General features: G+C 37.7%; 25 protein-coding genes. All 25 read left to right on the forward strand.

Translation table 11 applies throughout. From position 1 onward, the window contains the following. The first annotated feature begins 6 nt into the window (after positions 1–6). The 25 genes from fabD (at position 7) to codY (ending at position 25,332) form a co-directional block, all read left to right on the forward strand. Entirely contained in the window at positions 7–951 is a 945-nt protein-coding gene (gene fabD / locus WAZ07_RS15460; protein ID WP_336473194.1) for an ACP S-malonyltransferase, read from the forward strand. Further along, positions 951–1,694, forward strand: coding sequence for a 3-oxoacyl-[acyl-carrier-protein] reductase (gene fabG / locus WAZ07_RS15465; protein ID WP_336473195.1), 744 nt, complete (start codon positions 951–953; stop codon positions 1,692–1,694). The genes fabD and fabG overlap by 1 nt, the downstream gene beginning before the upstream one ends. A 132-nt stretch (positions 1,695–1,826) precedes the next feature. Next, positions 1,827–2,060: an acyl carrier protein gene (gene acpP, locus WAZ07_RS15470; RefSeq protein WP_020059185.1), complete on the forward strand. Its 234-nt coding sequence runs from the start codon at positions 1,827–1,829 to the stop codon at positions 2,058–2,060. Between the two features lie 60 nt (positions 2,061–2,120). Then, positions 2,121–2,858 carry a ribonuclease III gene (gene rnc / locus WAZ07_RS15475; protein WP_090912720.1) on the forward strand — a complete coding sequence of 246 codons (738 nt, stop codon included), beginning with the start codon at positions 2,121–2,123 and terminating at the stop codon, positions 2,856–2,858. A gap of 55 nt (positions 2,859–2,913) precedes the next feature. Continuing rightward, positions 2,914–6,483, forward strand: coding sequence for a chromosome segregation protein SMC (smc, locus tag WAZ07_RS15480; protein WP_336473281.1), 3,570 nt, complete (start codon positions 2,914–2,916; stop codon positions 6,481–6,483). A gap of 15 nt (positions 6,484–6,498) precedes the next feature. Further along, positions 6,499–7,488, forward strand: a complete 990-nt coding sequence (gene ftsY / locus WAZ07_RS15485) for a signal recognition particle-docking protein FtsY (protein ID WP_336473196.1) — start codon at positions 6,499–6,501, stop codon at positions 7,486–7,488. Between the two features lie 141 nt (positions 7,489–7,629). Continuing rightward, positions 7,630–7,962 (forward strand): putative DNA-binding protein, encoded by a 333-nt coding sequence (locus tag WAZ07_RS15490; RefSeq protein ID WP_020059181.1) that lies wholly within the window; start codon positions 7,630–7,632, stop codon positions 7,960–7,962. 12 nt (positions 7,963–7,974) lie between these two features. Continuing rightward, on the forward strand, positions 7,975–9,324 hold the full coding sequence (gene ffh / locus WAZ07_RS15495) for a signal recognition particle protein (protein WP_090912724.1): 1,350 nt from the start codon (positions 7,975–7,977) through the stop codon (positions 9,322–9,324). Positions 9,325–9,425: 101 nt separating this feature from the next. Then, positions 9,426–9,698 carry a 30S ribosomal protein S16 gene (rpsP, locus tag WAZ07_RS15500; protein WP_090912726.1) on the forward strand — a complete coding sequence of 91 codons (273 nt, stop codon included), beginning with the start codon at positions 9,426–9,428 and terminating at the stop codon, positions 9,696–9,698. Positions 9,699–9,712: 14 nt separating this feature from the next. Beyond that, positions 9,713–9,940: a KH domain-containing protein gene (locus tag WAZ07_RS15505; protein WP_090913677.1), complete on the forward strand. Its 228-nt coding sequence runs from the start codon at positions 9,713–9,715 to the stop codon at positions 9,938–9,940. 120 nt (positions 9,941–10,060) lie between these two features. Continuing rightward, positions 10,061–10,576, forward strand: a complete 516-nt coding sequence (gene rimM, locus WAZ07_RS15510; protein WP_336473197.1) for a ribosome maturation factor RimM — start codon at positions 10,061–10,063, stop codon at positions 10,574–10,576. Continuing rightward, positions 10,576–11,310, forward strand: coding sequence for a tRNA (guanosine(37)-N1)-methyltransferase TrmD (gene trmD / locus WAZ07_RS15515; protein ID WP_336473198.1), 735 nt, complete (start codon positions 10,576–10,578; stop codon positions 11,308–11,310). The genes rimM and trmD overlap by 1 nt, the downstream gene beginning before the upstream one ends. 141 nt (positions 11,311–11,451) lie before the next feature. Next, positions 11,452–11,796: a 50S ribosomal protein L19 gene (rplS, locus tag WAZ07_RS15520; protein ID WP_035428999.1), complete on the forward strand. Its 345-nt coding sequence runs from the start codon at positions 11,452–11,454 to the stop codon at positions 11,794–11,796. A 102-nt stretch (positions 11,797–11,898) separates the two neighbouring features. Next, on the forward strand, positions 11,899–12,450 hold the full coding sequence (gene lepB / locus WAZ07_RS15525; RefSeq protein ID WP_090912732.1) for a signal peptidase I: 552 nt from the start codon (positions 11,899–11,901) through the stop codon (positions 12,448–12,450). 22 nt (positions 12,451–12,472) lie between these two features. Beyond that, positions 12,473–13,336, forward strand: a complete 864-nt coding sequence (gene ylqF / locus WAZ07_RS15530) for a ribosome biogenesis GTPase YlqF (protein WP_336473199.1) — start codon at positions 12,473–12,475, stop codon at positions 13,334–13,336. 167 nt (positions 13,337–13,503) lie between these two features. After that, a complete protein-coding gene (locus WAZ07_RS15535) occupies positions 13,504–14,280 on the forward strand; it encodes a ribonuclease HII (RefSeq protein WP_336473200.1) in 777 nt (258 codons plus the stop codon). Between the two features lie 195 nt (positions 14,281–14,475). Next, positions 14,476–15,636, forward strand: coding sequence for an ADP-forming succinate--CoA ligase subunit beta (gene sucC / locus WAZ07_RS15540; protein ID WP_336473201.1), 1,161 nt, complete (start codon positions 14,476–14,478; stop codon positions 15,634–15,636). Positions 15,637–15,656: 20 nt separating this feature from the next. After that, positions 15,657–16,559: a succinate--CoA ligase subunit alpha gene (gene sucD, locus WAZ07_RS15545; protein WP_336473202.1), complete on the forward strand. Its 903-nt coding sequence runs from the start codon at positions 15,657–15,659 to the stop codon at positions 16,557–16,559. 89 nt (positions 16,560–16,648) lie between these two features. Then, positions 16,649–17,536 carry a DNA-processing protein DprA gene (dprA, locus tag WAZ07_RS15550; RefSeq protein WP_336473203.1) on the forward strand — a complete coding sequence of 296 codons (888 nt, stop codon included), beginning with the start codon at positions 16,649–16,651 and terminating at the stop codon, positions 17,534–17,536. Positions 17,537–17,916: 380 nt separating this feature from the next. Next, entirely contained in the window at positions 17,917–19,995 is a 2,079-nt protein-coding gene (gene topA, locus WAZ07_RS15555) for a type I DNA topoisomerase (protein ID WP_336473204.1), read from the forward strand. A gap of 51 nt (positions 19,996–20,046) precedes the next feature. After that, complete coding sequence (trmFO, locus tag WAZ07_RS15560) at positions 20,047–21,351, forward strand: FADH(2)-oxidizing methylenetetrahydrofolate--tRNA-(uracil(54)-C(5))-methyltransferase TrmFO (RefSeq protein WP_336473205.1); 1,305 nt, start codon at positions 20,047–20,049, stop codon at positions 21,349–21,351. Positions 21,352–21,416: 65 nt separating this feature from the next. Beyond that, complete coding sequence (gene xerC, locus WAZ07_RS15565; protein WP_336473206.1) at positions 21,417–22,322, forward strand: tyrosine recombinase XerC; 906 nt, start codon at positions 21,417–21,419, stop codon at positions 22,320–22,322. A gap of 190 nt (positions 22,323–22,512) precedes the next feature. Further along, positions 22,513–23,055: an ATP-dependent protease subunit HslV gene (hslV, locus tag WAZ07_RS15570; RefSeq protein WP_090912750.1), complete on the forward strand. Its 543-nt coding sequence runs from the start codon at positions 22,513–22,515 to the stop codon at positions 23,053–23,055. Positions 23,056–23,077: 22 nt separating this feature from the next. Beyond that, complete coding sequence (gene hslU, locus WAZ07_RS15575) at positions 23,078–24,475, forward strand: ATP-dependent protease ATPase subunit HslU (RefSeq protein WP_090912751.1); 1,398 nt, start codon at positions 23,078–23,080, stop codon at positions 24,473–24,475. Between the two features lie 77 nt (positions 24,476–24,552). Next, positions 24,553–25,332 (forward strand): GTP-sensing pleiotropic transcriptional regulator CodY, encoded by a 780-nt coding sequence (gene codY / locus WAZ07_RS15580; RefSeq protein WP_090912755.1) that lies wholly within the window; start codon positions 24,553–24,555, stop codon positions 25,330–25,332. The last annotated feature ends 53 nt before the right edge of the window (positions 25,333–25,385 follow it).

Raw genomic sequence — 25,385 nt, forward strand, 5'->3', positions numbered from 1 at the left:
TTTGAAATGGGAAAACTAGCATTTCTTTTTCCGGGACAAGGTTCACAAGCAGTTGGAATGGGAAAACAATTAGCAGAAAGTTATGAAGAGGTTGCAAAAGTATTTCATCAGGCTGATGAGATTTTAAAAGATTCTCTCTCATCACTTATTTTTGAGGGTCCTCAAGAAACATTGACGTTAACGACTAACGCACAGCCGGCATTGTTAACAACAAGTATTGCGATTTTAAAGGTGTTGGAACAGTACGATATTACACCTGACTATGTTGCAGGACATAGTTTAGGTGAGTATAGCGCACTAGTGGCAGCAGGTGCTATGTCATTTGAAGACGGTGTATACGCTGTAAGAAAACGTGGTGAATACATGGAAGAAGCTGTGCCAAGTGGTGAAGGTGCAATGGCGGCTATTATGGGAGCAGATCCTGATATGTTAAAGCGGGTAACTGAAGAAGTAACGCGTGAAGGTTATCCTGTTCAAGTTGCGAACATGAATAGCACAAAGCAAATTGTAATTTCTGGTACAAAACAAGGTGTAGAATTAGCTTCAGAAAGAGCGAAAGAAAACGGTGCAAAGCGTGCAATTCCACTGCGTGTTAGCGGTCCATTCCATTCATCACTTATGAAACCGGCAGCTGAGAAGTTTCGAGGTGTGCTAAATGAAATTAAGATCGAGGATGCGGAAATTCCAGTTATTGCAAATGTAACGGCAGATTGCATTACGCGTAAAGAAGACATTCAAGAAAAGTTAATTGAGCAACTTTATTCCCCTGTATTATGGTACCCATCCATTGAACGTATGGTGGAGCTTGGCGTAGATACATTTATTGAAATTGGACCTGGAAAAGTTTTAGCTGGTCTTATGAAATCAATCGCTCCGTCTACGAAAGTATATGCAATATACGATGAGGAAACGATGAAAGATACCATTTCAAAACTGAGAGGAGAAGGCTAATGTTATTAAAAGACAAAGTTGCATTAGTAACGGGAGCATCTCGCGGAATCGGCCGTGCCATCGCATTAGATTTAGCAAAACAAGGTGCAAAAGTAGTTGTAAACTACGCAGGAAACGAAATGAAAGCAAATGAAGTTGTTGATGAGATTAAAAATTTAGGTTCAGAAGCAATGGCAATAAAAGCAAATGTTGCTAGTAGCGAAGAAGTAGCTGACATGGTAAAACAAACTGTTGATACATTTGGCCAAATTGATATTCTTGTAAATAACGCTGGCATTACGAGAGATAATTTGTTAATGCGTATGAAAGAGGAAGAATGGGATGCGGTTATTAATACAAACTTAAAAGGTGTCTTTTTATGTACAAAGGCTGTATCTCGTTATATGATGCGTCAACGTTATGGGCGCATTATTAACATCGCTTCTGTTGTCGGTGTTACTGGGAATCCGGGGCAAGCAAATTACGTTGCAGCAAAAGCTGGTGTAATTGGATTAACAAAAACTGCAGCAAAAGAGCTGGCAAGTCGTAATATTACAGTAAATGCGATCGCTCCTGGATTTATCGTAACAGATATGACAGAGGTATTGGCGGAAGATGTGAAGAACGAAATGTTAAAGTTAATTCCAATTGCAAAATTTGGAGAAGCAGAAGATATTTCAAATGCAGTTGCCTTTTTAGCATCAGATGCGAGTCGTTATATTACTGGACAAACACTTCATGTTGACGGCGGCATGGTAATGTAAGAGAAGAAACTGTAGAAATAGGTTGATTTCATCTCGTTTTTCTGTACAATATTAAATATAATGTCTTGAGAAGAGCGGATGAATTTAAAAAAGTAGTAGTTTGTCTATACTTTTTAAAGGAGGTGAATGAATATGGCAGACGTTTTAGAGCGTGTAACGAAAATCATCGTAGATCGTTTAGGAGTAGACGAAACAGAGGTAACACCAGCTGCAAACTTTAAAGAAGATTTAGGTGCTGACTCCCTAGATGTAGTAGAACTTGTGATGCAACTAGAAGATGAGTTTGAAATGGAAATTTCTGATGAGGAAGCAGAAAAGATTGCTACTGTTGGCGATGCTGTGACTTACATAGAGAGTCATCTATAATGCTTGATGAAGTCCCGTTTATATACGGGGCTTTCTCAGCATATATACCTGGAGGGACCTATGCCGTACAGAAAGTATAGAGATAAGAAGCATGAAGCTAAATATCGAGAGGCTTTTAAAAAGTTTCAAGAGAAAATAGGTATTACATTTACAAATGAAAAGTTGTTGATTCAAGCATTTACGCATTCATCCTATGTGAATGAGCATCGGAAAAAGCCACATGAAGATAACGAGCGTCTTGAATTTCTTGGAGATGCGGTATTAGAACTGACAGTTTCGCAATATTTGTTTCAAAAATATCCGACAATGAGTGAGGGAGAATTAACAAAACTTCGCGCTGCTATTGTATGTGAACCTTCTCTCGTTCGTTTTGCAAATGAGCTATCATTTGGAAATCTTGTCCTTTTAGGAAAAGGAGAGGAAATGACAGGAGGGCGTGAACGTCCAGCGTTATTAGCGGATGTCTTTGAAGCGTTTGTTGGCGCACTTTACCTGGACCAAGGTTTGGACAAGGTATGGGGATTTTTAAAAACAGTTGTTTATCCGAAAATTAATGAAGGTGCTTTTTCTCATGTGATGGATTTTAAAAGTCAACTCCAAGAGTTAATTCAGCGTGATGGTAGCGGGAATATAGAATATCAAATTCTGCAAGAAAAAGGACCAGCTCATAATCGAGAATTTGTATCGCGCGTTACATTAAACGGCGAATCATTAGGTCTTGGAAGTGGGAAGTCTAAGAAAGAGGCAGAACAGCATGCTGCCCAAGAAGCGTTGGAAAAATTAAAAGAGCACTTATAGCGAATCCCCCTTATACTTAGGGGGATTCCTTGTGCATAAAGGGGGAAAGCCTTTCGTGTTTTTAAAGCGGTTAGAGATAGTTGGATTTAAATCTTTTGCGGAACGTGTTTCGATTGACTTTGTACCAGGCGTAACGTCTGTAGTAGGTCCAAATGGAAGCGGGAAAAGTAATATTACAGATGCAATTCGTTGGGTACTTGGTGAACAATCTGTAAAGTCGCTGCGCGGTGCGAAAATGGAAGATATTATTTTTTCTGGAAGTGATACACGTAAAGCGTTAAATATTGCAGAAGTAACATTAACATTAAATAATGAGGACCAACGTTTACCAATTGAATATAACGAAGTAAGCGTAACGAGACGAGTATATCGTTCTGGGGACAGTGAATTTCTTATTAATAAACAGTCTTGTCGTTTAAAAGATATTGTTGATTTATTCATGGACTCCGGTATGGGGCGTGAAGCGTTTTCTATTATTAGTCAAGGTAAAGTGGAAGAAATTTTAAGTAGTAAAGCAGAAGACCGCCGTAGTGTTTTTGAAGAAGCGGCTGGTGTGTTGAAATATAAAATTCGCAAGAAGAAAGCAGAAGGGAAATTAGCAGAGGCACAAGATAATTTAAATCGTGTAGAAGATATTATTCATGAATTAAGTACACAAGTAGAACCTCTTGAAAGACAAGCTTCTATTGCGAAAGATTATCTAGAGAAAAAAGATGAACTAGAAAAAGTCGAAGCGGCATTAATTGTGTATGAAATTGAAGAATTACATGAAAAATGGGAAGCGCTTCGTGAGCAGTTTGAACATAACAAAGATGAAGAAGTGGAGTTATCGACACTGCTTCAAAAAAATGAAGCGGATTTAGAAGAAGTACGTGGAAATGTACAAGCTATTGATGAGTCTGTTCAATCTTTACAAGAGGTTCTTCTTCTTTCTAGTAAAGAACTTGAAAAGTTAGAGGGACAACGTGAACTGCTGAAAGAAAGAAAGCGCAATGCAACAACACATTGTGCGCAGTTAGAAACACTCATTCATGAATTAACAGAAAAAGTTTCTGCATATGAAGGAAGTGCCATGCAAGGAACAGGGGAATTAATAAAATTAGCAAGTCATGTGAAAGAGTTAGAACAGAAGTTACATGACAGCGAACAATTGTTGTCTACATATGAACAAAATTTGGATGAGAAAATTGAACATTTAAAAGGTGATTATATTGAACTTTTAAATCAACAAGCTAGCTATCGAAATGAACTTTCTATGTTAGAGGAACAATTTAAACAGCGAGATTTCAAAAATCAGCGTCTTGATAAAGAAAATGAAAAATATGTGCAGATGGGCATAGCGATTGCACAGCAAAAATCAACTTTTGTTGAAAAATATGAACATATAAAAGATCAAATCACAAATCTGTTGTCGAGCATGCAGCAAACGGAAGCTACGCTTGGGAAATGTAAAGAGCAATATAGTGAAAATGAGACCAAGCTGTATCAAGCATATCAATATGTTCAGCAAGCTCGTTCTCGTAAAGAAATGCTTGAAGAAATGCAAGAAGATTATTCGGGCTTTTATCAAGGTGTCCGTGAAGTATTAAAGGCGCGTGACAGCAAGTTGCATGGTATTGAAGGTGCGATTGCAGAGCTTCTTACTGTACCGAAAAAATATGAAGTGGCGATGGAAATTGCACTTGGAGCAGCAATGCAGCATGTGGTTGTACAAACAGAAGAACATGCGCGCCGTGCAATTACATTCTTAAAGCAAAATCGCCATGGCCGTGCGACTTTTTTACCACAAAGTGTTATAAAAGGCAGAGCGCTTAATATAGAGCAACTTCGTATTATAAACCAGCATCCTTCATTTATAGGGATAGCTTCGGAGCTTGTACAGTATGATAATAAATATGGAAATGTGATTACAAATTTATTAGGTACAGTAATAGTTGCCCATGATTTAAGAGGAGCAAATGAATTAGCAAAGCAGCTGCAGTATCGTTATCGTATTGTTACATTAGAAGGAGATCTTGTAAATCCAGGAGGTTCAATGACAGGCGGTGCTGTGAAGCAAACAAATTCTTCTTTATTAGGACGTCAACGAGAATTGGAAGAGTGGAATGAAAAGTTGATAGATATGGAAGAAAAGACTGAGAAGCTAGAGAACTATGTTAGAGCGCTAAAACAAGAAATACAAGAAAAAGAAGTGAAGTTGAAGGAACTTCGACAATATATTGATGAAAAGCGTGTAGACGAACAAAAGTACAAAGAAGAAATGAATCAGTTAGAGCTAGAAGAACATCGCATTAAAGAGCGTTTATCTATTTATGATTTAGAGCTAGAAGGATTTTTGCAAGATCAAGCAAAGATACAAGGGCGAAAAACTGAGATAGAAGAAACGCTTACTGAGCTGCAAGAAAAAATTATGCAACTCGATATAACGATTACAGAGTTAACAAAACAAAAGAGCGAGCAGCATTCTTCGAAGGAAAAAGTACAGAAAGAGATTACAGAGCTAAAAGTACAAGCAGCTGAAGAGCAACAACGATTATCAAACCAAAAAGAGACAGTAGAACGCCTTACAAAAGAACGAGATGAAACGAAAAAGAATCTTATAAAGACAAAAGAAGATTTAGCATTCTTAAAACAAGAAATGACATCGAATTCTAGCGGCGAAGAACAAATTACAAGTATGATTGAAAAGAAAACGCATGATAGAAATCAAACTGTGGAATTAATTAGCTCACGCCGTGAACAACGTCTTGATTTACAAGGGCGATTAGAACATCTAGAGTTAGAGGTAAAAGAAGCAAAACGTAGGCATAAATATTTGCTTGATGTATTAAAAGATCAAGAAGTGAAAATAAATCGTTTAGACGTGGAGTTAGAAAATCGCTTGCAACATTTACGGGAAACGTATACCATTTCTTTTGAAGCTGCAAAACAAAAATATACGATGACAATGTCTAGCGAGGAAGCTCGTAAAAAAGTGAAATTAATTAAATTATCCATTGAAGAACTCGGTACAGTAAATATAGGTGCCATTGATGAATTTGAGCGGGTATCTGAGCGTCATACGTTCTTATTAGAGCAACGGGATGATTTGCAAGAAGCGAAAACAACGTTGCATCAAGTAATTGACGAAATGGATGAAGAAATGAAAAAACGTTTTTCTTATACGTTCGAAGCAATTCGCACAGAATTCCAGTTTGTATTTAGTGAATTATTTGGCGGTGGGCGTGCAGATTTAGTTATGACAAACCCGAAAGATTTATTAAATACAGGAATTGATATTGTTGCACAACCGCCAGGGAAAAAGTTACAAAATTTAGGTCTTCTTTCTGGAGGAGAACGAGCATTGACAGCCATTGCGTTGCTATTTGGTATTTTAAAAGTTCGTCCTGTACCGTTTTGTGTGCTAGATGAAGTTGAAGCTGCACTAGATGAAGCAAATGTTGCTCGTTTTGCGCAGTATTTGAAAAAATTTAGTAATGAAACGCAGTTTATTGTTATTACACATCGAAAGGGTACGATGGAAGAATCTGATGTATTATACGGTGTAACGATGCAAGAGTCTGGTGTGTCCAAGCTTGTTTCCGTTCGTTTGGATGATGGAGAAGAGCTTGTTACGAGCAAATAGGAAGGATGGGAAAGAATGAGTTTTTTTAAAAAATTAAAAGAAAAAATTTCGAAGCAAACAGATACGGTAACAGAGAAGTTTAAACAAGGTTTAGAGAAAACGAGAAACTCTTTTGCTGAAAAAGTAAATGATTTAGTATATCGTTATCGTAAAGTTGACGAAGAGTTCTTCGAAGAGTTAGAGGAAATTTTAATTGGTGCGGACGTGGGTGTGTCCACAGTAATGGAGTTAATTGACCAATTAAGAGACGAAGTGAAGCATCGTAATATTCAAGACCCAAAAGAAGTGCAAGCTGTTATCTCTGAAAAATTAGTTGAGATTTATAAAGGTGACGGTAATTTTAATAATGAATTAAATGTGCAAGAAAACGCATTGACAGTTATTTTATTTGTCGGGGTAAACGGTGTTGGAAAAACAACGACTATTGGAAAAATGGCACATAAATTTAAATCAGATGGAAAATCTGTATTATTGGCAGCTGGCGACACATTCCGTGCTGGTGCAATCGAGCAGCTAGAAGTGTGGGGGGAACGTGTTGGTGTAGATGTAATTAAACAAGGATCAGGTTCTGACCCAGCAGCTGTTATGTATGATGCAATTCAAGCTGCAAAATCGCGAAAAGTTGATGTTTTGTTATGTGATACAGCGGGACGTTTGCAAAACAAAGTCAACTTAATGAAAGAGTTAGAGAAAGTAAAACGTGTAATTGAACGTGAAGTTCCTGGTGCTCCTCATGAAGTACTACTTGTCATTGATGCAACAACAGGACAAAATGGTTTAAGCCAAGCGAAGACATTCCGTGAGGCAACAAATGTAACGGGTATTGTCCTAACAAAATTGGACGGAACTGCTAAAGGTGGAATTGTATTGGCGATTCGTAATGAGATGGATGTACCGGTGAAATTTGTTGGTCTGGGAGAACAAATGGATGACTTGCAAGCATTTGATCCAGAACAATATGTATATGGATTATTTGCGGACCTTGTAGAAACAGCAGTGGAATAAGTAGAAAAAGAGGGAGCGGTGTTTATCGCTCTTTCTTTTTGAATTTAAATTAAGTTGTTAAGAAAAAAACTTGACACACATTTACTCTCCATGTAAACTAATTCATGTAAAGGTAATTCACTTAACAAAGGGTGATTCAACATGCTCGAAAAAACAACGAGAATGAATTATTTGTTTGATTTTTATCAATCGTTGTTAACGCCAAAACAAAGAAGTTATATGTCACTTTACTATCTCGATGATCTATCGCTTGGTGAAATTGCAGAAGAATTTGAAGTAAGCCGCCAAGCAGTGTATGATAACATTAAACGGACAGAAGCGATGCTTGAAGAATATGAAGAAAAGTTATTATTACTTCAAAAGTTTCAAGAAAGGCAGCAACTTGTTGCAAAGTTAAAGCAGCTAATCAGCGAAGAAGAGCATGTAGATGAACAAGTAAAACAAGTTGTTGAAGCTATCGAAAATTTAGATTAGGAGGGCGGCAATATGGCATTTGAAGGATTAGCCGACCGACTTCAACAGACAATGCAAAAAATTCGCGGTAAAGGGAAAGTATCTGAAGCCGACGTAAAAGAAATGATGAGAGAAGTTCGTCTTGCTCTTTTGGAAGCAGACGTTAACTTTAAAGTAGTAAAAGATTTTGTTAAACGTGTGTCTGAGCGTGCTGTCGGACAAGATGTAATGAAAAGTTTAACGCCTGGACAGCAAGTTATTAAAGTGGTACAGGAAGAACTTACAGAATTAATGGGCGGCCAGCAGAGTAAAATTGCTGTCTCTAACCGTCCGCCAACCGTTATTATGATGGTTGGATTGCAAGGTGCGGGTAAAACGACGACAACAGGTAAACTTGCGAATTTACTTCGTAAAAAGCATAATCGGAAACCGATGCTTGTTGCAGCTGACATTTATCGTCCAGCGGCAATTAAACAGCTTGAAACACTCGGTAAGCAATTGGATATGCCAGTTTTCTCTTTAGGAGACAAAGTAAGTCCTGTTGAAATCGCAAAGCAAGCAATTGCAAAAGCAAAAGAAGATCATCATGATTATGTTCTTATTGATACAGCAGGTCGACTGCATATCGATGAAGAGCTTATGGATGAATTAGCACAAGTGAAAGAAGTAACAAAGCCGGATGAAATTTTCCTTGTTGTTGATGCAATGACAGGACAAGATGCGGTAAACGTTGCGCAAAGTTTCCATGAACAGCTAGGTTTAACAGGTGTTGTATTAACGAAATTAGATGGTGATACGCGCGGAGGTGCAGCACTATCTATTAAAGCTGTTACAAACACACCGATTAAATTTGCTGGTATGGGTGAGAAATTAGATGCACTAGAGGTATTTCATCCAGAACGCATGGCATCGCGTATTTTAGGTATGGGTGATGTTCTGACGTTAATTGAAAAGGCGCAGGCGACAGTTGATGAAGAAAAGGCAAGAGAACTTGAGCAAAAAATGCGCACACTTTCCTTTACGTTGGATGATTTTCTAGAGCAATTAGGACAAGTGCGTCAATTAGGACCACTTGATGAGCTATTAAATATGCTTCCTGGTGCTGGGAAAATTAAAGGATTAAAAAATGTCCAAGTTGATGAAAAGCAAATCGGACACATCGAAGCGATTATTCGCTCGATGACAAAATTAGAGCGTGAACAACCGGAAATCATTAACGCTAGTCGTAAGAAACGTATTGCTAAAGGTAGTGGTACAACTGTGCAAGAGATCAATCGTCTTTTGAAGCAATTTGAAGATATGAAAAAGATGATGAAAACGATGTCTGGTATGCAAAAAGGTAAGAAAAAAGGACTAGGTGGTTTGAAGTTTCCATTTATGTAAGGAAAAAAAGATGGCTCTGTTAAGAAATTATACTTTACAAAGGGTCACTCTTTTTGCTAATATTATTATCTGTGTGAAATATATTCGGAGGTGCTTTATAAATGGCAGTTAAAATTCGTTTAAAACGTATGGGAGCTAAAAAATCTCCTTTCTATCGTGTAGTTGTTGCAGATTCTCGTTCTCCTCGTGACGGACGTTTCATCGAGGAAATCGGAACTTACAATCCAGTTGCTCAGCCAGCTGAAGTTAAAATTAATGAAGAAGCAGCATTAAAATGGTTAGGAAACGGTGCGAAACCATCTGATACAGTTCGTAACCTATTCTCTAAGCAAGGCATCATGGAGAAATTCCACTTATCTAAACAAGGTAAGTAATTGAAGCAATGGCTATGTCAGGGTTAATCGAAACAATTGTTAAACCCCTTGTGGATCATCCTGAAGATGTAAAGGTTACACAGGAACTGTACAACGGAGAGATGAAGTATCGATTAACCGTACATCCTGAGGATGTGGGTAAAGTCATTGGGAAACAAGGGCGAGTTGCAAAAGCAATTCGAACGATCTTATATGCAGCGGGACATCATCAAAATGAAAAAGTCACGCTGGAAATTCAATAAGTATAAAAAGGGCGAGGATCTGTTCCTCACCCTTTTTTAACATTTTAAGATAAATCGCATCTTCAGCAAAGAGAATGGAGATGCTAACGACATATAACGAACAGGGGTGACGTGCTGTTTATGACGAAATGGTTTAATGTAGGAAAAATTGTAAATACTCACGGTGTTAGAGGAGAAGTGCGTGTCGTTTCGCGTACAGATTTTCCAGAAGAGCGTTATAAAATAGGAAACATATTATACATATGGCAAGAGAAGGGCGCTGAGCCATTAGCTGTAAAGATTACTTCTCATCGTAGTCATAAGTCTTTTGATTTATTGACATTCGAAGGCTATAACAATGTAAATGAAGTAGAACAGTGGAAAGGTTCTTTATTAAAAGTCCCAGAGGACCAGCTTGGAGAATTGGCTGAAGGAGAGTATTATTATCATGAAATTATTGGTTGTACAGTTGTAACAGAAGACGGAGAGACAATTGGTACAATTAAAGAAATTCTTTCTCCTGGCGCAAACGACGTTTGGGTCATTAAACAGCCAAAAGGCCAAGATATTTTAATTCCGTATATTGAGGAAGTTGTCTTACAAGTAAACATCAATGAACAGCTTGTGACCATTCATGTGATGGAAGGATTACTGTAATGAAAATTGATATTTTAACATTGTTTCCAGAAATGTTTACAGGTGTATTTGGTTCTTCTATATTAAAAAAAGCACAAGAAAAAGAAGCAGTGCAGCTAAGAGTTGTTAATTTTCGTGATTATTCAACTAATAAACATAATAGTGTGGATGATTACCCGTACGGCGGCGGAGCTGGAATGGTATTAACACCACAACCCATTTTCGATGCGGTAGAAGAGTTAACAAAGGAAACGGAACGTAAACCACGCGTTGTGTTAATGTGTCCGCAAGGAGAGCGTTTTACCCAAAAAAAAGCTGAAGAATTAGCTGAAGAAGAACATCTAATTTTCATTTGTGGCCATTACGAAGGGTATGATGAGCGTGTTCGTGAGCATCTTGTAACCGATGAAATTTCAATAGGTGATTATGTATTAACAGGCGGAGAATTGGCATCTATGGTTATTACAGATAGTGTTGTCCGCTTATTACCTGATGTTTTAGGAAATGAACAATCACAAATAGAAGATTCATTTAGTACAGGGTTACTAGAACATCCGCATTATACAAGACCAGCGGATTTTCGTGGAATGAAAGTACCAGATGTACTTCTGTCTGGAAATCATAAATATATTGAAGAATGGCGTCAAAAAGAATCATTGCGCCGTACCTTTATGCGTCGCCCTGATTTATTAGGGGAACGTAGTTTATCTAAACAAGAGGAAAAATGGTTAGCAGAATTTAAAGAAAAGAAGTAAAAAATGCTATTGCAACAAACTGAGCAATATGCTATTATAACACTTGTGCTACTTATAGAGAGTAGCCGTTAACAACGGTGTTCCGCTGCAATTTATGAAATGACTTTGTATGAGCATCTGTTTGGAAGGAGAGAATTGAATATGCAACAATTAATCGCAGAAATTACAAAAAATCAATTAAAAACTGATTTACCTTCATTCCGTCCTGGTGACACTTTACGCGTACACGTAAAAGTAGTAGAGGGTACTCGTGAGAGAATTCAGATTTTTGAAGGTGTTGTAATTAAACGTCGTGGTGGCGGAATTAGCGAAACATTCACAGTTCGTAAGATTTCTTACGGTGTAGGTGTTGAACGTACATTCCCAGTTCACACGCCAAGAATCGCGAAAATCGAAGTACTTCGCCGTGGTAAAGTACGTCGTGCTAAGTTGTACTACTTACGTAACCTTCGCGGTAAAAAAGCACGTATTAAAGAAATTCGATAAGACATGTATGGGAGCTTGTATTTGCAAGCTCCCTTTTTCCAATCTAGCTGTGTTTTTACTTACATATAATAAACAGCTTACATAACCGTGGAGGGGAATCGCATGACGAAACAAAAAAGTACGCTTTGGGAATGGACAAAAGCTATTTTGATTGCTGTTGTCTTAGCTTGGATTATTAGACAGTTTTTCTTTGCACCGATTCTTGTAGATGGTGTATCTATGGCACCGACTCTTCATGATCGTGATCGTATGATTGTCAATAAAATAGGTTATCACATTGGAGAACCAAAACGCTTTGATATCATTGTGTTTCAAGCGACAGAAGATAAAGATTACATTAAACGTATTATTGGTTTGCCTGGTGATCAGATAGAATATCGAAATGACACACTCTATATTAACGGAAAGCCGTATGAGGAGCCGTATTTAGAGAAGCAGAAAAAGCAGCTTGCTGATGGTCCATTAACGTATGATTTTAAGCTTGAAGAAATTACAGGGAAGACAACAGTTCCAAAAGGAGAATTATTTGTATTAGGAGATAATCGCCGTTTTAGTAAGGATAGTCGTACAATTGGAACGATTTCAATAGACCAGGTAATTGGGAAAGCTAATATATTGTATTGGCCGTTAAAAGATGCACGTATTGTAAAATGAATGTAGAAAAGAAGGTGGAAATATGGTAATTCAATGGTTTCCTGGTCATATGGCTAAAGCAAGGCGCCAAGTAACAGAGAAATTAAAATTAATCGATGTGGTAATTGAACTTGTTGATGCAAGGTTGCCATTATCATCACGAAATCCAATGATTGATGAAATTATTACGCACAAGCCAAGACTTGTTGTTTTAAATAAAGCGGATATGGCAGATGATCGTGTAACAAAAGAATGGATCGCTTATTTTGGAGAAAAAGGCCATAAAGCAATCTCTATTAACGCGCAAGCTGGACAAGGTATGAAAGAAATTACAGCGGCTTGTAAAGAACTTGTGAAAGAAAAATTTGATAAAATGATAGCAAAAGGTATTAAACCAAGAGCAATTCGTGCTTTAATTGTTGGTATTCCAAACGTTGGAAAATCGACATTAATTAATAAATTAGCGAAGAAAAATATTGCTAAAACGGGCGATCGTCCAGGCGTAACAACAGCACAGCAATGGATTAAAGTAGGAAAAGAAATGGAACTATTAGATACACCAGGTATTTTATGGCCAAAATTTGAGGATGAAATGGTTGGACTTCGTCTCGCAACGACTGGAGCGATTAAGGATTCTATTTTAAATTTGCAAGATGTGGTTGTGTATGCACTTCGCTTTATGGAGAAACATTATCCCGAACGTTTGAAAGAGCGTTATAAGTTAAATGAAATTCCAGAAGATATTGTAGAGCTATTTGATGCGATTGGAAAAAATAGAGGCTGTTTAATGGGCGGAGGACTTGTTGATTATGATAAAACATCAGAACTTGTTCTTCGTGAACTTCGCGCTGGTAAACTTGGGAAAATGACATTTGAGACACCAGAAGAAATAATGGAAGAAGCATAGAGCGAAACTTCTATTTAGTTCATCTCATTCGATGGATTTTACGAGTAGTTATTTTTAGTTTAGCATCTTTCATTTTTCTGAATGCAGAGATAAGAATTGCTGCTGTTAAATGGGAGAGAAAAGGTGCGCAATTGCGCACCTTTTCTTACTTGTAGGAGGAACTACGTATGTCTAAAAAACAAACAATTCAAGAAATTGAAGCTTTATTACAAGAAATTGAACGAGAAGACGACGAGCGTTTTAGTATGTTATTAGCAGACGAACGAAAAGGTGTGCAGAGACTTATTTTAAAATGGAAAAAACAGCAAGGTGATAAAGAAAAAGAAAGACAAAAATTCGCTAAGATGTCAACGTATGAGAGTACACTTCGTCAAAATGGGCTTGTATCTATTGTTGGTATTGATGAAGTCGGAAGAGGACCTTTAGCAGGGCCTGTTGTTGCGGCAGCTGTTGTGCTCCCAGAAGATTTCTATATGCCTGGTTTGGATGACTCGAAAAAACTGAGTGAGGCCAAGCGTGAGCGGTTTTATGATGGAATTAAAGAGCAGGCGTTAGCAATTGGGATTGGGATTATTCCATCTCATGTTATTGATGAGATAAATATTTATCAAGCAACGAAACAAGCGATGTTAGAGGCTGTAAGTAATTTATCATGCAAACCAGAGCATTTGCTAATTGATGCAATGGAACTTCCGACGTCTATCCCGCAAACGTCTATTATTAAGGGAGATGCGAAAAGTATTTCGATTTCAGCTGCATCTGTAATTGCGAAAGTAACGAGAGATCGTATGATGAAGGAACTTGGAAAACGGTATCCACAGTATGGATTTGAGCAACATATGGGTTATGGAACGAAACAACATTTACACGCGATTGAAGCTTATGGTGTGTTAGATGAGCACCGAAAAACGTTTGCTCCAATTAAAGATATGATTGAACAATAAGTTGTGAATTCACAGCTTATTTTTTTATTTTTGTATATTAACATTATTATTTTTAAAAAAAGAATAAAGCGATTTCAGTTTTCTGACACTTTATTGTAGACAGCATGGCAATCATTTTATACAATGACTAATGTAATGTTTAAAAACATTAAAAAACTTTTCGAGTAAAACAGAAAAATAGGGGAGGATGGGACCATGAATATCCACGAGTATCAGGGTAAAGAAGTCCTTAGAAACTATGGGGTAAGTGTTCCGAACGGGAAGGTTGCCTTCACAGTAGAAGAAGCTGTAGAAGCAGCGAAAGAATTAGGAACGAGTGTATGTGTAGTAAAAGCACAAATTCATGCTGGCGGACGCGGCAAAGCTGGCGGTGTAAAAGTAGCAAAGAACTTAGAAGAAGTTCGTACATATGCAGAGGAAATTTTAGGGAAAACACTTGTAACCCATCAAACAGGTCCTGAAGGTAAAGAAGTAAAGCGCTTACTTATCGAAGAAGGATGCGATATTAAAAAAGAATATTATGTTGGTCTTGTGTTAGATCGTGCGACTTCTCAAGTTGTGTTAATGGCGTCTGAGGAAGGCGGAACAGAAATCGAGGAAGTAGCAGAGAGAACACCAGAAAAAATCTTTAAAGAATATATTGATCCTGCGGTAGGTCTGCAAGGCTTCCAGGCGCGTCGTATTGCGTTTAATATCAATATTCCAAACGAGCTTGTTGGACAAGCTGTGAAGTTTATGATGGGCTTATACCGTGCGTTTATTGAAAAAGACTGTTCTATTGCAGAAATTAACCCACTTGTTACAACAGGTGACGGAAAAGTTATGGCGTTAGATGCAAAATTAAACTTTGATTCTAATGCTTTATATCGTCATAAAGATATTTTAGCGCTTCGTGATCTTGATGAAGAAGATCCGAAAGAAGTAGAAGCTTCTAAGTATGACCTTAACTATATTTCATTAGACGGAAATATTGGTTGTATGGTAAATGGTGCAGGACTTGCAATGGCAACGATGGATATTATTAAACATTATAACGGTGACCCAGCTAACTTCTTAGATGTTGGCGGTGGTGCTACAGCTGAAAAAGTTACAGAAGCTTTCAAAATTATTCTTTCTGACAAAAATGTAAAAGGTATTTTCGTTAACATTTTTGGCGGTATTATGAAATGTGATGTAATTGCAGAAGGTGTTATCGAAGCGACAAAACAAGTAGGTCTTGAATTACCGCTTGTTGTTCGTTTAGAAGGTACAAATGTAGAGCTAGGAAAGAAAATTTTAAATGAATCTGGCTTAAATATTGTTGCAGCAGAATCTATGGCAGACGGTGCGCAAAAAATTGTTTCACTAGTAGGCTAATAGAAAGTGGGGGAGAAAAAATGAGCGTATTAGTTAATAAAGATACAAAAGTTATTGTACAAGGTATTACAGGTTCTCAAGGTTTATTCCATACAAAACAAATGATTGAATACGGTACGAAAATTGTCGGTGGTGTAACGCCTGGTAAAGGTGGTACTGAAATCGAAGGTGTACCAGTATTTAATACAGTAGAAGACGCTGTAAAAGCGACAGGTGCAAATGCTTCTGTTGTATACGTTCCACCTGCTTTTGCTGCGGATGCAATTATGGAAGCTGTTGATGCAGAAATTGATTTAGTAGTATGTATCACAGAAGGTATCCCTGTATTGGATATGGTAAATGTTAAGAAATATATGCATGGCAAAAAGACACGTCTTCTTGGACCAAACTGTCCAGGTGTTATTACGCCAGATGAGTGTAAGATTGGTATTATGCCAGGATACATTCATAAAAAAGGTCATGTTGGTATCGTATCTCGTTCAGGTACGTTAACATATGAAGCTGTACATCAATTAACACAAGAAGGAATCGGCCAATCAACTGCAGTTGGTATTGGTGGTGACCCTGTAAATGGCACAAACTTCATCGATGCTTTAAAAGCGTTCAATGAAGATGAAGAGACACATGCTGTTATTATGATTGGTGAAATTGGTGGAACGGCAGAAGAAGAAGCTGCTGAATGGGTAAGAGTGAACATGACGAAACCTGTTGTCGGCTTTATCGGTGGTCAAACAGCACCTCCAGGAAAACGTATGGGCCATGCTGGTGCGATTATTTCTGGTGGTAAAGGTACAGCTGCTGAAAAGATTAAAACAATGGAAGCATGCGGTATTAAAGTTGCTGAAACACCAGCTGTTATGGGTGAAACTTTAATTTCTGTTTTAAAAGAAAAAGGCTTATTTGAAACTTGTAAAAATTATTAATTATTTAGAAAGACACCTTCTGTAAAAGAGGGTGTCTTTTATCCTTTTTATAGTTAACATAATAACAATTATGGGTAAGGAGAATGTATATGAAACGTGAAAGATTATTGCATCTTCATTACTGCTTGGCAGATCAGTGGAAAGTACTTAGGCGTTTATTAGCTATTGATCCGCAGTTAACGGAAATTTACTCCTTTCAAGCTCCTCAAATTGAAAAATATCTTGGGCTGCCTATGCAAAAAGCCTCTGCACTTGTTTCTTATCTCCAAAAAACATCCCCTTCTTTTTGCATTCAACAATTACAAGATGAACACGTTTTTTATATGACGATATGGGATGATGATTATCCGAGTTTATTGCGCCAAATTCCTGATCCCCCGTTTATTTTATATGGAAAGGGACAGAAGGAAATATTGCAATGGACAAAAAAATTAGCTGTTGTTGGAACGAGAAATCCGTCTTTATATGGAAAAGGAAGCATACAATCTATTTTACAACCGCTTATGAACAATGAATGGCTAATCGTGAGTGGTCTTGCAAATGGAATTGACACAATTGCTCATGAAATTGCAGTAGAACACCGTTTTGCGACAATTGCAGTATTAGGGCATGGTTTACAATATATGTATCCAAAGAAGAATCGAGATTTTTATGAAAAATGGAAAGCGCAAATCTTGCTTGTAACGGAGTATCCCCCGCATTATGCGCCTCAAAAATGGTATTTTCCGAGACGAAATCGTATTATAAGCGGGCTTTGTCAAGGTGTTCTTGTAGTAGAGGCGAAAGTGCGGAGTGGTTCTCTTATAACAGCAGATTACGCCTTAGAGCAAAATAGAGAAGTATTTGCTATGCCGGGTCCTAATTATATTGAAAGTGCGGTTGGAACGAATCAGCTCATTCAACAAGGAGCAAAATTAATTCAATGTGCCGAAGATGTGATAGAAGAATTTTCAAATTATAAAATAAATCCATTTTGATTTTTTGACATATAGATTACTGCTATGCAGAAAAAAGGAGTATGCACTCGCTTTTTCCCTTTGTTTGCACTTTGCATGTGGCAGAAAAAGGCCCTGACCGCTCCTATACATGGCCAGTTGCTCTCGCCCACCTAAAAAGAATGGGTTTTATGTCTCTTTTTAATTGAATTTATAAAGTATATTTCATGTTTTTTATTAAACAATTATTGACAAATAGTAGATAGTCACTGTATGTTATATTCATTGTTGATTGACAAAAACGAGAGAAATCAATAATATTAGTCAATAATCCATCCAAAAAGGTTTTAGGAACTTTGAGGAAGGAACTTTTGTGTGAATAAAGATGAAGACTTGAATCCACCTCTTAAGGAGGCACTAGCATGTCAGATTACCTTGTAATCGTGGAGTCGCCTTCTAAGGCGAAAACTATTGAAAAATATTTAGGGAAAAAATACAAAGTAGTCGCGTCTATGGGCCATGTTCGCGACTTACCTAAAAGTCAAATGGGGATAGAAGTGAAAAATAATTTCACCCCAAAGTATATTACCATTCGTGGTAAAGGGCCTGTTTTAAAAGATTTGAAAACAGCGGCAAAAAAAGCAAAAAAAGTGTATCTTGCAGCCGATCCAGATCGCGAAGGAGAAGCGATTGCTTGGCATTTAGCAAATACGCTGAATGTAGATGTGGAGTCGGATTGCCGAGTTGTATTCAATGAAATTACAAAAGATGCGATTAAAGAATCCTTTAAACACCCTCGTGCAATTAATATGGATTTAGTGGATGCACAGCAAGCGAGACGTGTACTTGATAGACTTGTCGGTTATAATATTAGTCCTTTATTATGGAAGAAAGTAAAAAAAGGATTAAGTGCAGGTCGTGTGCAGTCTGTTGCAGTTCGCTTAATTATAGAACGCGAAAAAGAAATTCAAGCGTTTATCCCAGAAGAATTCTGGACAATTAAAACTGAATTTGTAAAAGGGAAAGAGACGTTTGAAGCATCCTTTTATGGAATAAACGGGGAAAAAGTAGAATTAACAAATGAACAACAAGTAAATGAAATCATTGAAAAAATGCGAGAAAATGCTTTTTCGGTTGAAAATGTAACGAAAAAAGAGCGGAAACGTAATCCGGCATTACCATTTACGACATCTTCTCTGCAACAAGAAGCTGCGAGAAAGTTAAATATGCGAGCAAAGAAAACGATGATGCTTGCGCAGCAGCTTTATGAAGGTATCGATATTGGAAAGCAAGGAACGGTTGGATTAATCACATATATGCGAACGGATTCAACGAGAATTTCAGAAACTGCGCAGCAAGAAGCACGTTCTTATATTGAAGAAGCATTTGGTGCAGACTACATAGGAGCACAAAAAAAGAAAGAATCGAAAAAACCAAATGCGCAAGATGCGCATGAAGCAATTCGCCCTTCATCTGTCTTACGTAAACCAGACGAACTAAAAAGTTATTTGAGTCGTGACCAATATCGTTTATATAAACTGATTTGGGAGCGATTTGTTGCAAGTCAGATGGCATCTGCTATAATGGATACCGTTACAGCTACACTGATAAACAATTCTGTTCAATTTCGTGCGCATGGATCTGTTGTGAAGTTCCCGGGATTCATGAAGGTGTACGTGGAATCAAAAGATGACGGGACAGAAGAGAAGGATAGAATGTTACCGCATCTAGATATAGGGGAAACAGTCTTTTCTAAAGATGTCGAACCGAAACAACACTTTACGCAGCCGCCACCACGTTATACAGAGGCGCGTCTAGTAAAAACGTTAGAGGAACTTGGAATTGGTAGACCGTCTACATATGTACCAACGCTAGAAACGATTCAAAAACGTGGGTATGTAGGGTTAGACAATAAGCGATTTGTTCCGACTGAACTTGGCGAAATTGTAATTGAACTTATTTTAGAGTTTTTCCCTGAAATTATTAACATTGAGTTTACGGCCAATATGGAGAAAAATCTTGATGAAGTGGAAGATGGAAAAGCAAATTGGGTACAAATTGTCGATGATTTCTACAAAGGTTTTGAACCGCGTTTAGAAAAGGCGGAAAAAGAAATGCGCGAAGTAGAAATTAAAGATGAACCTGCCGGGGAAGACTGTGAACTGTGTGGCAATCCAATGGTCTTCAAAATGGGTAAATTCGGAAAGTTCATGGCTTGTTCTAATTTTCCGGATTGCCGAAATACGAAACCGATTGTAAAAGAAATCGGTGTTACATGCCCAAAATGTAATGAAGGGCAAATTATCGAACGAAGAAGCAACAAAAAGAAACGTCTTTTTTACGGCTGCGGTACATATCCAGAGTGTGACTTCGTTTCTTGGGATAAACCAATTGGTCGGAAATGTCCAAAGTGTGAAGGTATGCTTGTTGAGAAGAAGTTGAAAAAAGGCGTTCAGGTACAGTGTATTTCTTGTGATTATGAAGAAGAACAACAAATGTGAGCCTACCAGCTCACATTTTTTTCGGGAAATGAAAAAAGAAAGGTGAGACATATGACAACACAAGTAGTAAACGTAATTGGCGCAGGTCTTGCGGGAAGTGAAGCAGCTTATCAAATCGCAAAGCGCGGGGTTCAAGTAAGGTTATATGAAATGCGACCAGTAAAACAAACACCAGCTCATCATACGGATAAATTTGCTGAGCTTGTATGCAGTAACTCGCTTCGTGCAAATACATTGACAAACGCGGTTGGTGTAATTAAAGAAGAGATGCGCCGTATGGATTCTGTTATTATTCGTGCAGCAGACGAATGTTCAGTGCCAGCAGGCGGTGCGCTAGCTGTTGACCGTCATGAATTTGCTGCTAAGGTAACGGAATATGTGAAAAATCATCCGAACGTGACGGTAGTGAATGAAGAAATTACAGAAATTCCAGAAGGACCTACTGTAATTGCAACAGGGCCTCTTACTTCATCAGGTTTAGCAGCGCAACTGAAAGAGCTAACAGGCGAGGATTATTTTTACTTCTATGATGCAGCAGCGCCGATTGTAGAAAAAGATAGCATTGATATGGAGAAAGTATACTTAAAATCCCGTTATGATAAAGGGGAAGCGGCATATTTAAACTGTCCGATGACAGAGGAAGAATTTAACCGTTTTTATGATGCGTTAATTGCTGCAGAAACAGTGCCATTAAAAGAATTTGAAAAGGAAATTTTCTTTGAAGGGTGTATGCCGGTAGAAGTAATGGCAAGTCGTGGTAGACAAACATTAGTATTTGGGCCGATGAAGCCAGTCGGATTAGAAGATCCAAAAACAGGGAAAACACCGTATGCCGTTGTGCAATTACGTCAAGATGATGCAGCAGGAACGTTATACAATATTGTTGGTTTCCAAACACACTTAAAGTGGGGACCACAAAAAGAAGTGTTACAATTGATTCCTGGACTAGAAAATGCAGAAATTGTACGTTACGGTGTGATGCATCGTAATACATTTATTAATTCACCGAAATTACTTCGTCCAACATACCAATATAAAAATCGTGATGATTTATTCTTTGCAGGACAAATGACTGGAGTAGAGGGATATGTAGAATCAGCTGCTTCGGGCTTGTTAGCAGGCATAAATGCAGCTCGCCTTGTGAAAGGTGAAGAACCGGCTGTGTTACCAGCAGTAACAGCGATGGGGAGTATGGCGAATTACATTACAACGACGAATGCGAAAAACTTCCAACCGATGAACGCGAATTTCGGGCTATTTGCACCGCTAGAAAAGAAAATTAAAAAGAAGCAAGAGCGTAATGAAGCATATGCAAATCGCGCATTAGAAACAATTCAAAATTTTGTAAATATTTAGTCAAGTTTCTTGCAAAGGCTACTAAATTGTGATACGATTTAGTAGCCTTTATTGAGGTGAAGAGTATGAATGAAGATGTGAATAAAATGTTACAATTATTCGTCGGATATTTACAAATTGAAAGAAATTATTCAAAATATACAATTGCAAGTTATCAAAATGATTTAGAACATTTTGTACAATTTATGAGGCGAGAAGGTATTTTGACTTTTGAGAATGTTACGTACGTTGATGTTCGTTTATATTTAACAACTTTACATAATGAAAAGTTAGCAAGGAAGTCTGTAGCACGAAAAATCTCGAGTTTACGAAGTCTGTATCGCTTCTTGATGCGTGAAGGATATCGGGAAGATAATCCATTTGCACTTGCCGCGCTCCCCAAAAAAGAATGGTCAATTCCAAAATTTTTGTACGATGAAGAATTAGAAAAGTTATTCGAAGTTTCGGATACTTCTAAACCACTAGGGCAACGAGATCAGGCTTTATTGGAGCTTATGTATGCGACGGGGATTCGTGTAAGCGAATTCGTGAAGCTTCAGCTTACGGATATTGATTTTTCAACAGGTACGATTTTGGTAATGGGGAAAGGAAAGAAACAACGCTATGTTCCTTTCGGAAGTTATGCACAAGATGCTTTAGTAACTTATATAGAAAATGGGAGAAAACAATTGGAGAAAAAATCGCAAGAACACTCGCAAACGGTGTTTTTAAATGCGAAAGGCACACCGCTAACTGATCGAGGTGTTCGATATGTTTTAAATGAACTAATAAAAAAAACATCTCTTACAATGCATATAAGTCCGCATATGTTAAGACATACATTTGCAACCCATATGTTAAATGAAGGGGCGGATTTAAGAGCTATACAAGAATTATTAGGACATGAGAATTTATCGGCGACACAAATTTATACGCACGTCTCAAAAGAAAGATTGCGCTCGGTTTACATGATGCACCATCCTCGCGCATAAATTGCTTTTAAAAGCTATAAAGTGAAACTTCTATTAATGGAAGAGGGTTTTTTCTTCCTCACTAATAGTTAGTTGAACCAATCGGGCTCTAACGGTAGTTAACCTTTAACCATTTTTTGATTTATCAGAATTTCGAGGTTTAATTGCTTGTTAATAGCCAGATAAAAACAAATAAAGGAGTTTTTTTGCTATGGGAAACTTCCATGCTACAACGATATTTGGGATTCACCATAATGGAGAATGTGCAATGGCTGGTGACGGGCAAGTTACGCTTGGGAATGCTGTTGTTATGAAGCATACAGCTCGTAAAGTTCGAAAGTTATTTCATGGTAAAGTGTTAGCTGGTTTTGCAGGCTCTGTAGCAGATGCTTTTACACTATTTGAGATGTTTGAAGGAAAGCTTGAAGAATACAATGGTAATTTACAGCGAGCTGCCGTAGAAATGGCAAAGCAGTGGCGAGGAGATAAGATGCTTCGCCAATTAGAAGCAATGTTAATTGTTATGGATAAAAATACGCTATTGCTTGTTTCAGGAACAGGTGAAGTAATTGAACCTGATGATGGCATTTTAGCAATTGGTTCTGGTGGACATTACGCACTTGCAGCAGGACGCGCTTTAAAACAACATGCAGGTTCCCATTTTACAGCGAGAGAAATTGCGAAGGCGAGTTTAGAAATCGCTAGCAATATTTGTGTGTATACAAACGAAAATATTATTGTGGAAGAACTGTAGAACTGTAAGGGAGGCATTTTATATGCATTTACATTTTACTCCGCGACAAATTGTAGAAAAGTTAGATCAATATATCATTGGTCAAAAAGATGCGAAAAAAGCAGTTGCAGTGGCGCTTAGAAATCGTTATCGCCGCAGCAAATTGGCAGAAGGACTTCGTGATGAAATTGCACCAAAAAACATTTTAATGATTGGACCGACTGGGGTTGGAAAAACAGAAGTAGCAAGGCGAATTGCAAAACTTGTTGGTGCCCCTTTTATTAAAGTAGAGGCCACAAAATTTACAGAAGTAGGCTATGTTGGTCGTGATGTGGAATCTATGGTTCGTGATCTCGTGGAAACTTCCGTTCGAATTGTGAAAGAAGAAAAAATGATTCATGTTAAAGACAAAGCGGAAGAGCAAGCTAACCAACGAATTGTTGAAATTTTAGTGCCGCATAAGCAAAAAGAATCGGGATTTAAAAATCCGTTAGAAATGTTATTTGGTGGATATCAAAATCAAAACACAGCTCCAACATCAGAACAGCAAGATGAGAGAGAAGTTGAGCAAAAACGAAAAGAAGTGGAAAAGCAGCTTGCTTCGGGTTTACTCGAAGAAGAAATGATTACAATTGAAGTGACGGAACAGCAATCATCTATGTTCGATATGCTTCAAGGTACGGGAATGGAACAAATGGGCATGAATTTTCAAGATGCGCTTGGAAGTTTTATGCCGAAAAAAACGAAAAAACGTAAAGTTTCTGTAAAAGAAGCAAGAAAAGTCTTGACAAATGAAGAGGCACAGCGCTTAATTGATATGGATGAAGTTACACAAGAAGCCGTTTATCGTGCTGAACAGCTTGGGATTATTTTTATTGATGAGATTGACAAAATTGCTGGTAAACAATCGAATAGCGTTGATGTATCACGTGAAGGCGTGCAGCGCGACATCTTACCGATTGTGGAAGGATCGACTGTTGTGACAAAATATGGACCGATAAGAACGGATTATGTTTTATTCATTGCAGCGGGCGCTTTTCATATGTCAAAGCCGTCAGATTTAATTCCAGAACTGCAAGGAAGATTCCCAATTCGCGTAGAGTTGACGAAATTGTCAGCGGAGGACTTTGTGAAAATCCTTGTAGAGCCAGATAATGCTTTAGTGAAACAATATATAGCATTATTGGAAACTGAAGGTATAGAAATTGAATTTTCTGACGAAGCTATTCGTAAGATTGCCGAGATTGCTTATCAAGTCAATCAAGACACAGATAATATTGGAGCAAGAAGGCTCCATACCATTATGGAAAAACTTCTTGAAGATTTATCGTTTGAAGCATCTGAAATTACGTTAGAAAAGGTAACGATAACACCTCAGTATGTAGAGGAAAAGTTAGCGACGATTGCTAAAAATAAAGATGTGAGCCAGTTTATTTTGTAATAGTATCATCAGGTGACTCGCCCTAGTTTCCAAGTGATTAAAAAGCATGTGAATAATGTGTAGGAGGAAATTTAGAAATGGAATTATTAGCAAAAACAAGAAAGTTAAATGCGTTATTACAGAGCGCAGCAGGAAAACCAGTAAACTTTAGAGAAATGGCTGACACGATGTGTGAAGTAATTGAAGCGAACGTGTTTGTTGTAAGTCGTCGCGGGAAATTATTAGGATATGCAATTCACCAACAAATCGAAAACGAGCGTATGAAACAAATGCTTGCTGAGCGTCAGTTCCCAGAAGAGTATACAAAGAATTTATTCAATGTAACTGAAACATCTCCAAACTTAGAAGTAAACAGTGAATATACAGCGTTCCCTGTAGAAAACAGAGAGTTATTTGGTCAAGGTTTAACAACAATCGTACCAATCGTTGGTGGTGGTGAGCGTCTAGGTACATTAGTATTGGCGCGTCTTGGTCAAGAATTTTTAGACGATGATTTAATTCTTGCTGAATATAGCTCTACTGTAGTAGGTATGGAAATTCTACGTGAAAAAGCGGAAGAAATTGAAGAAGAAGCACGTAGTAAAGCGGTTGTACAAATGGCGATTAGTTCATTATCATACAGTGAACTAGAAGCGATTGAACATATTTTCGAAGAGTTAAATGGAACAGAAGGTTTACTTGTTGCAAGTAAAATTGCTGATCGTGTAGGTATTACACGTTCTGTAATTGTAAACGCACTTCGTAAATTAGAAAGTGCTGGTGTAATTGAGTCTCGTTCTTTAGGTATGAAAGGAACGTACATCAAAGTATTAAATGACAAGTTTTTACATGAACTTGCAAAATTAAAAACAAACTAATTTCAATAGACTAAAAGCTCTTCTGTGTAATGCAGAAGAGCTTTTTTTAGTAG

It is taken from the genome of Bacillus bruguierae, assembly GCF_037104725.1.
Lineage (GTDB): Bacteria > Bacillota > Bacilli > Bacillales > Bacillaceae_G > Bacillus_A > Bacillus_A bruguierae.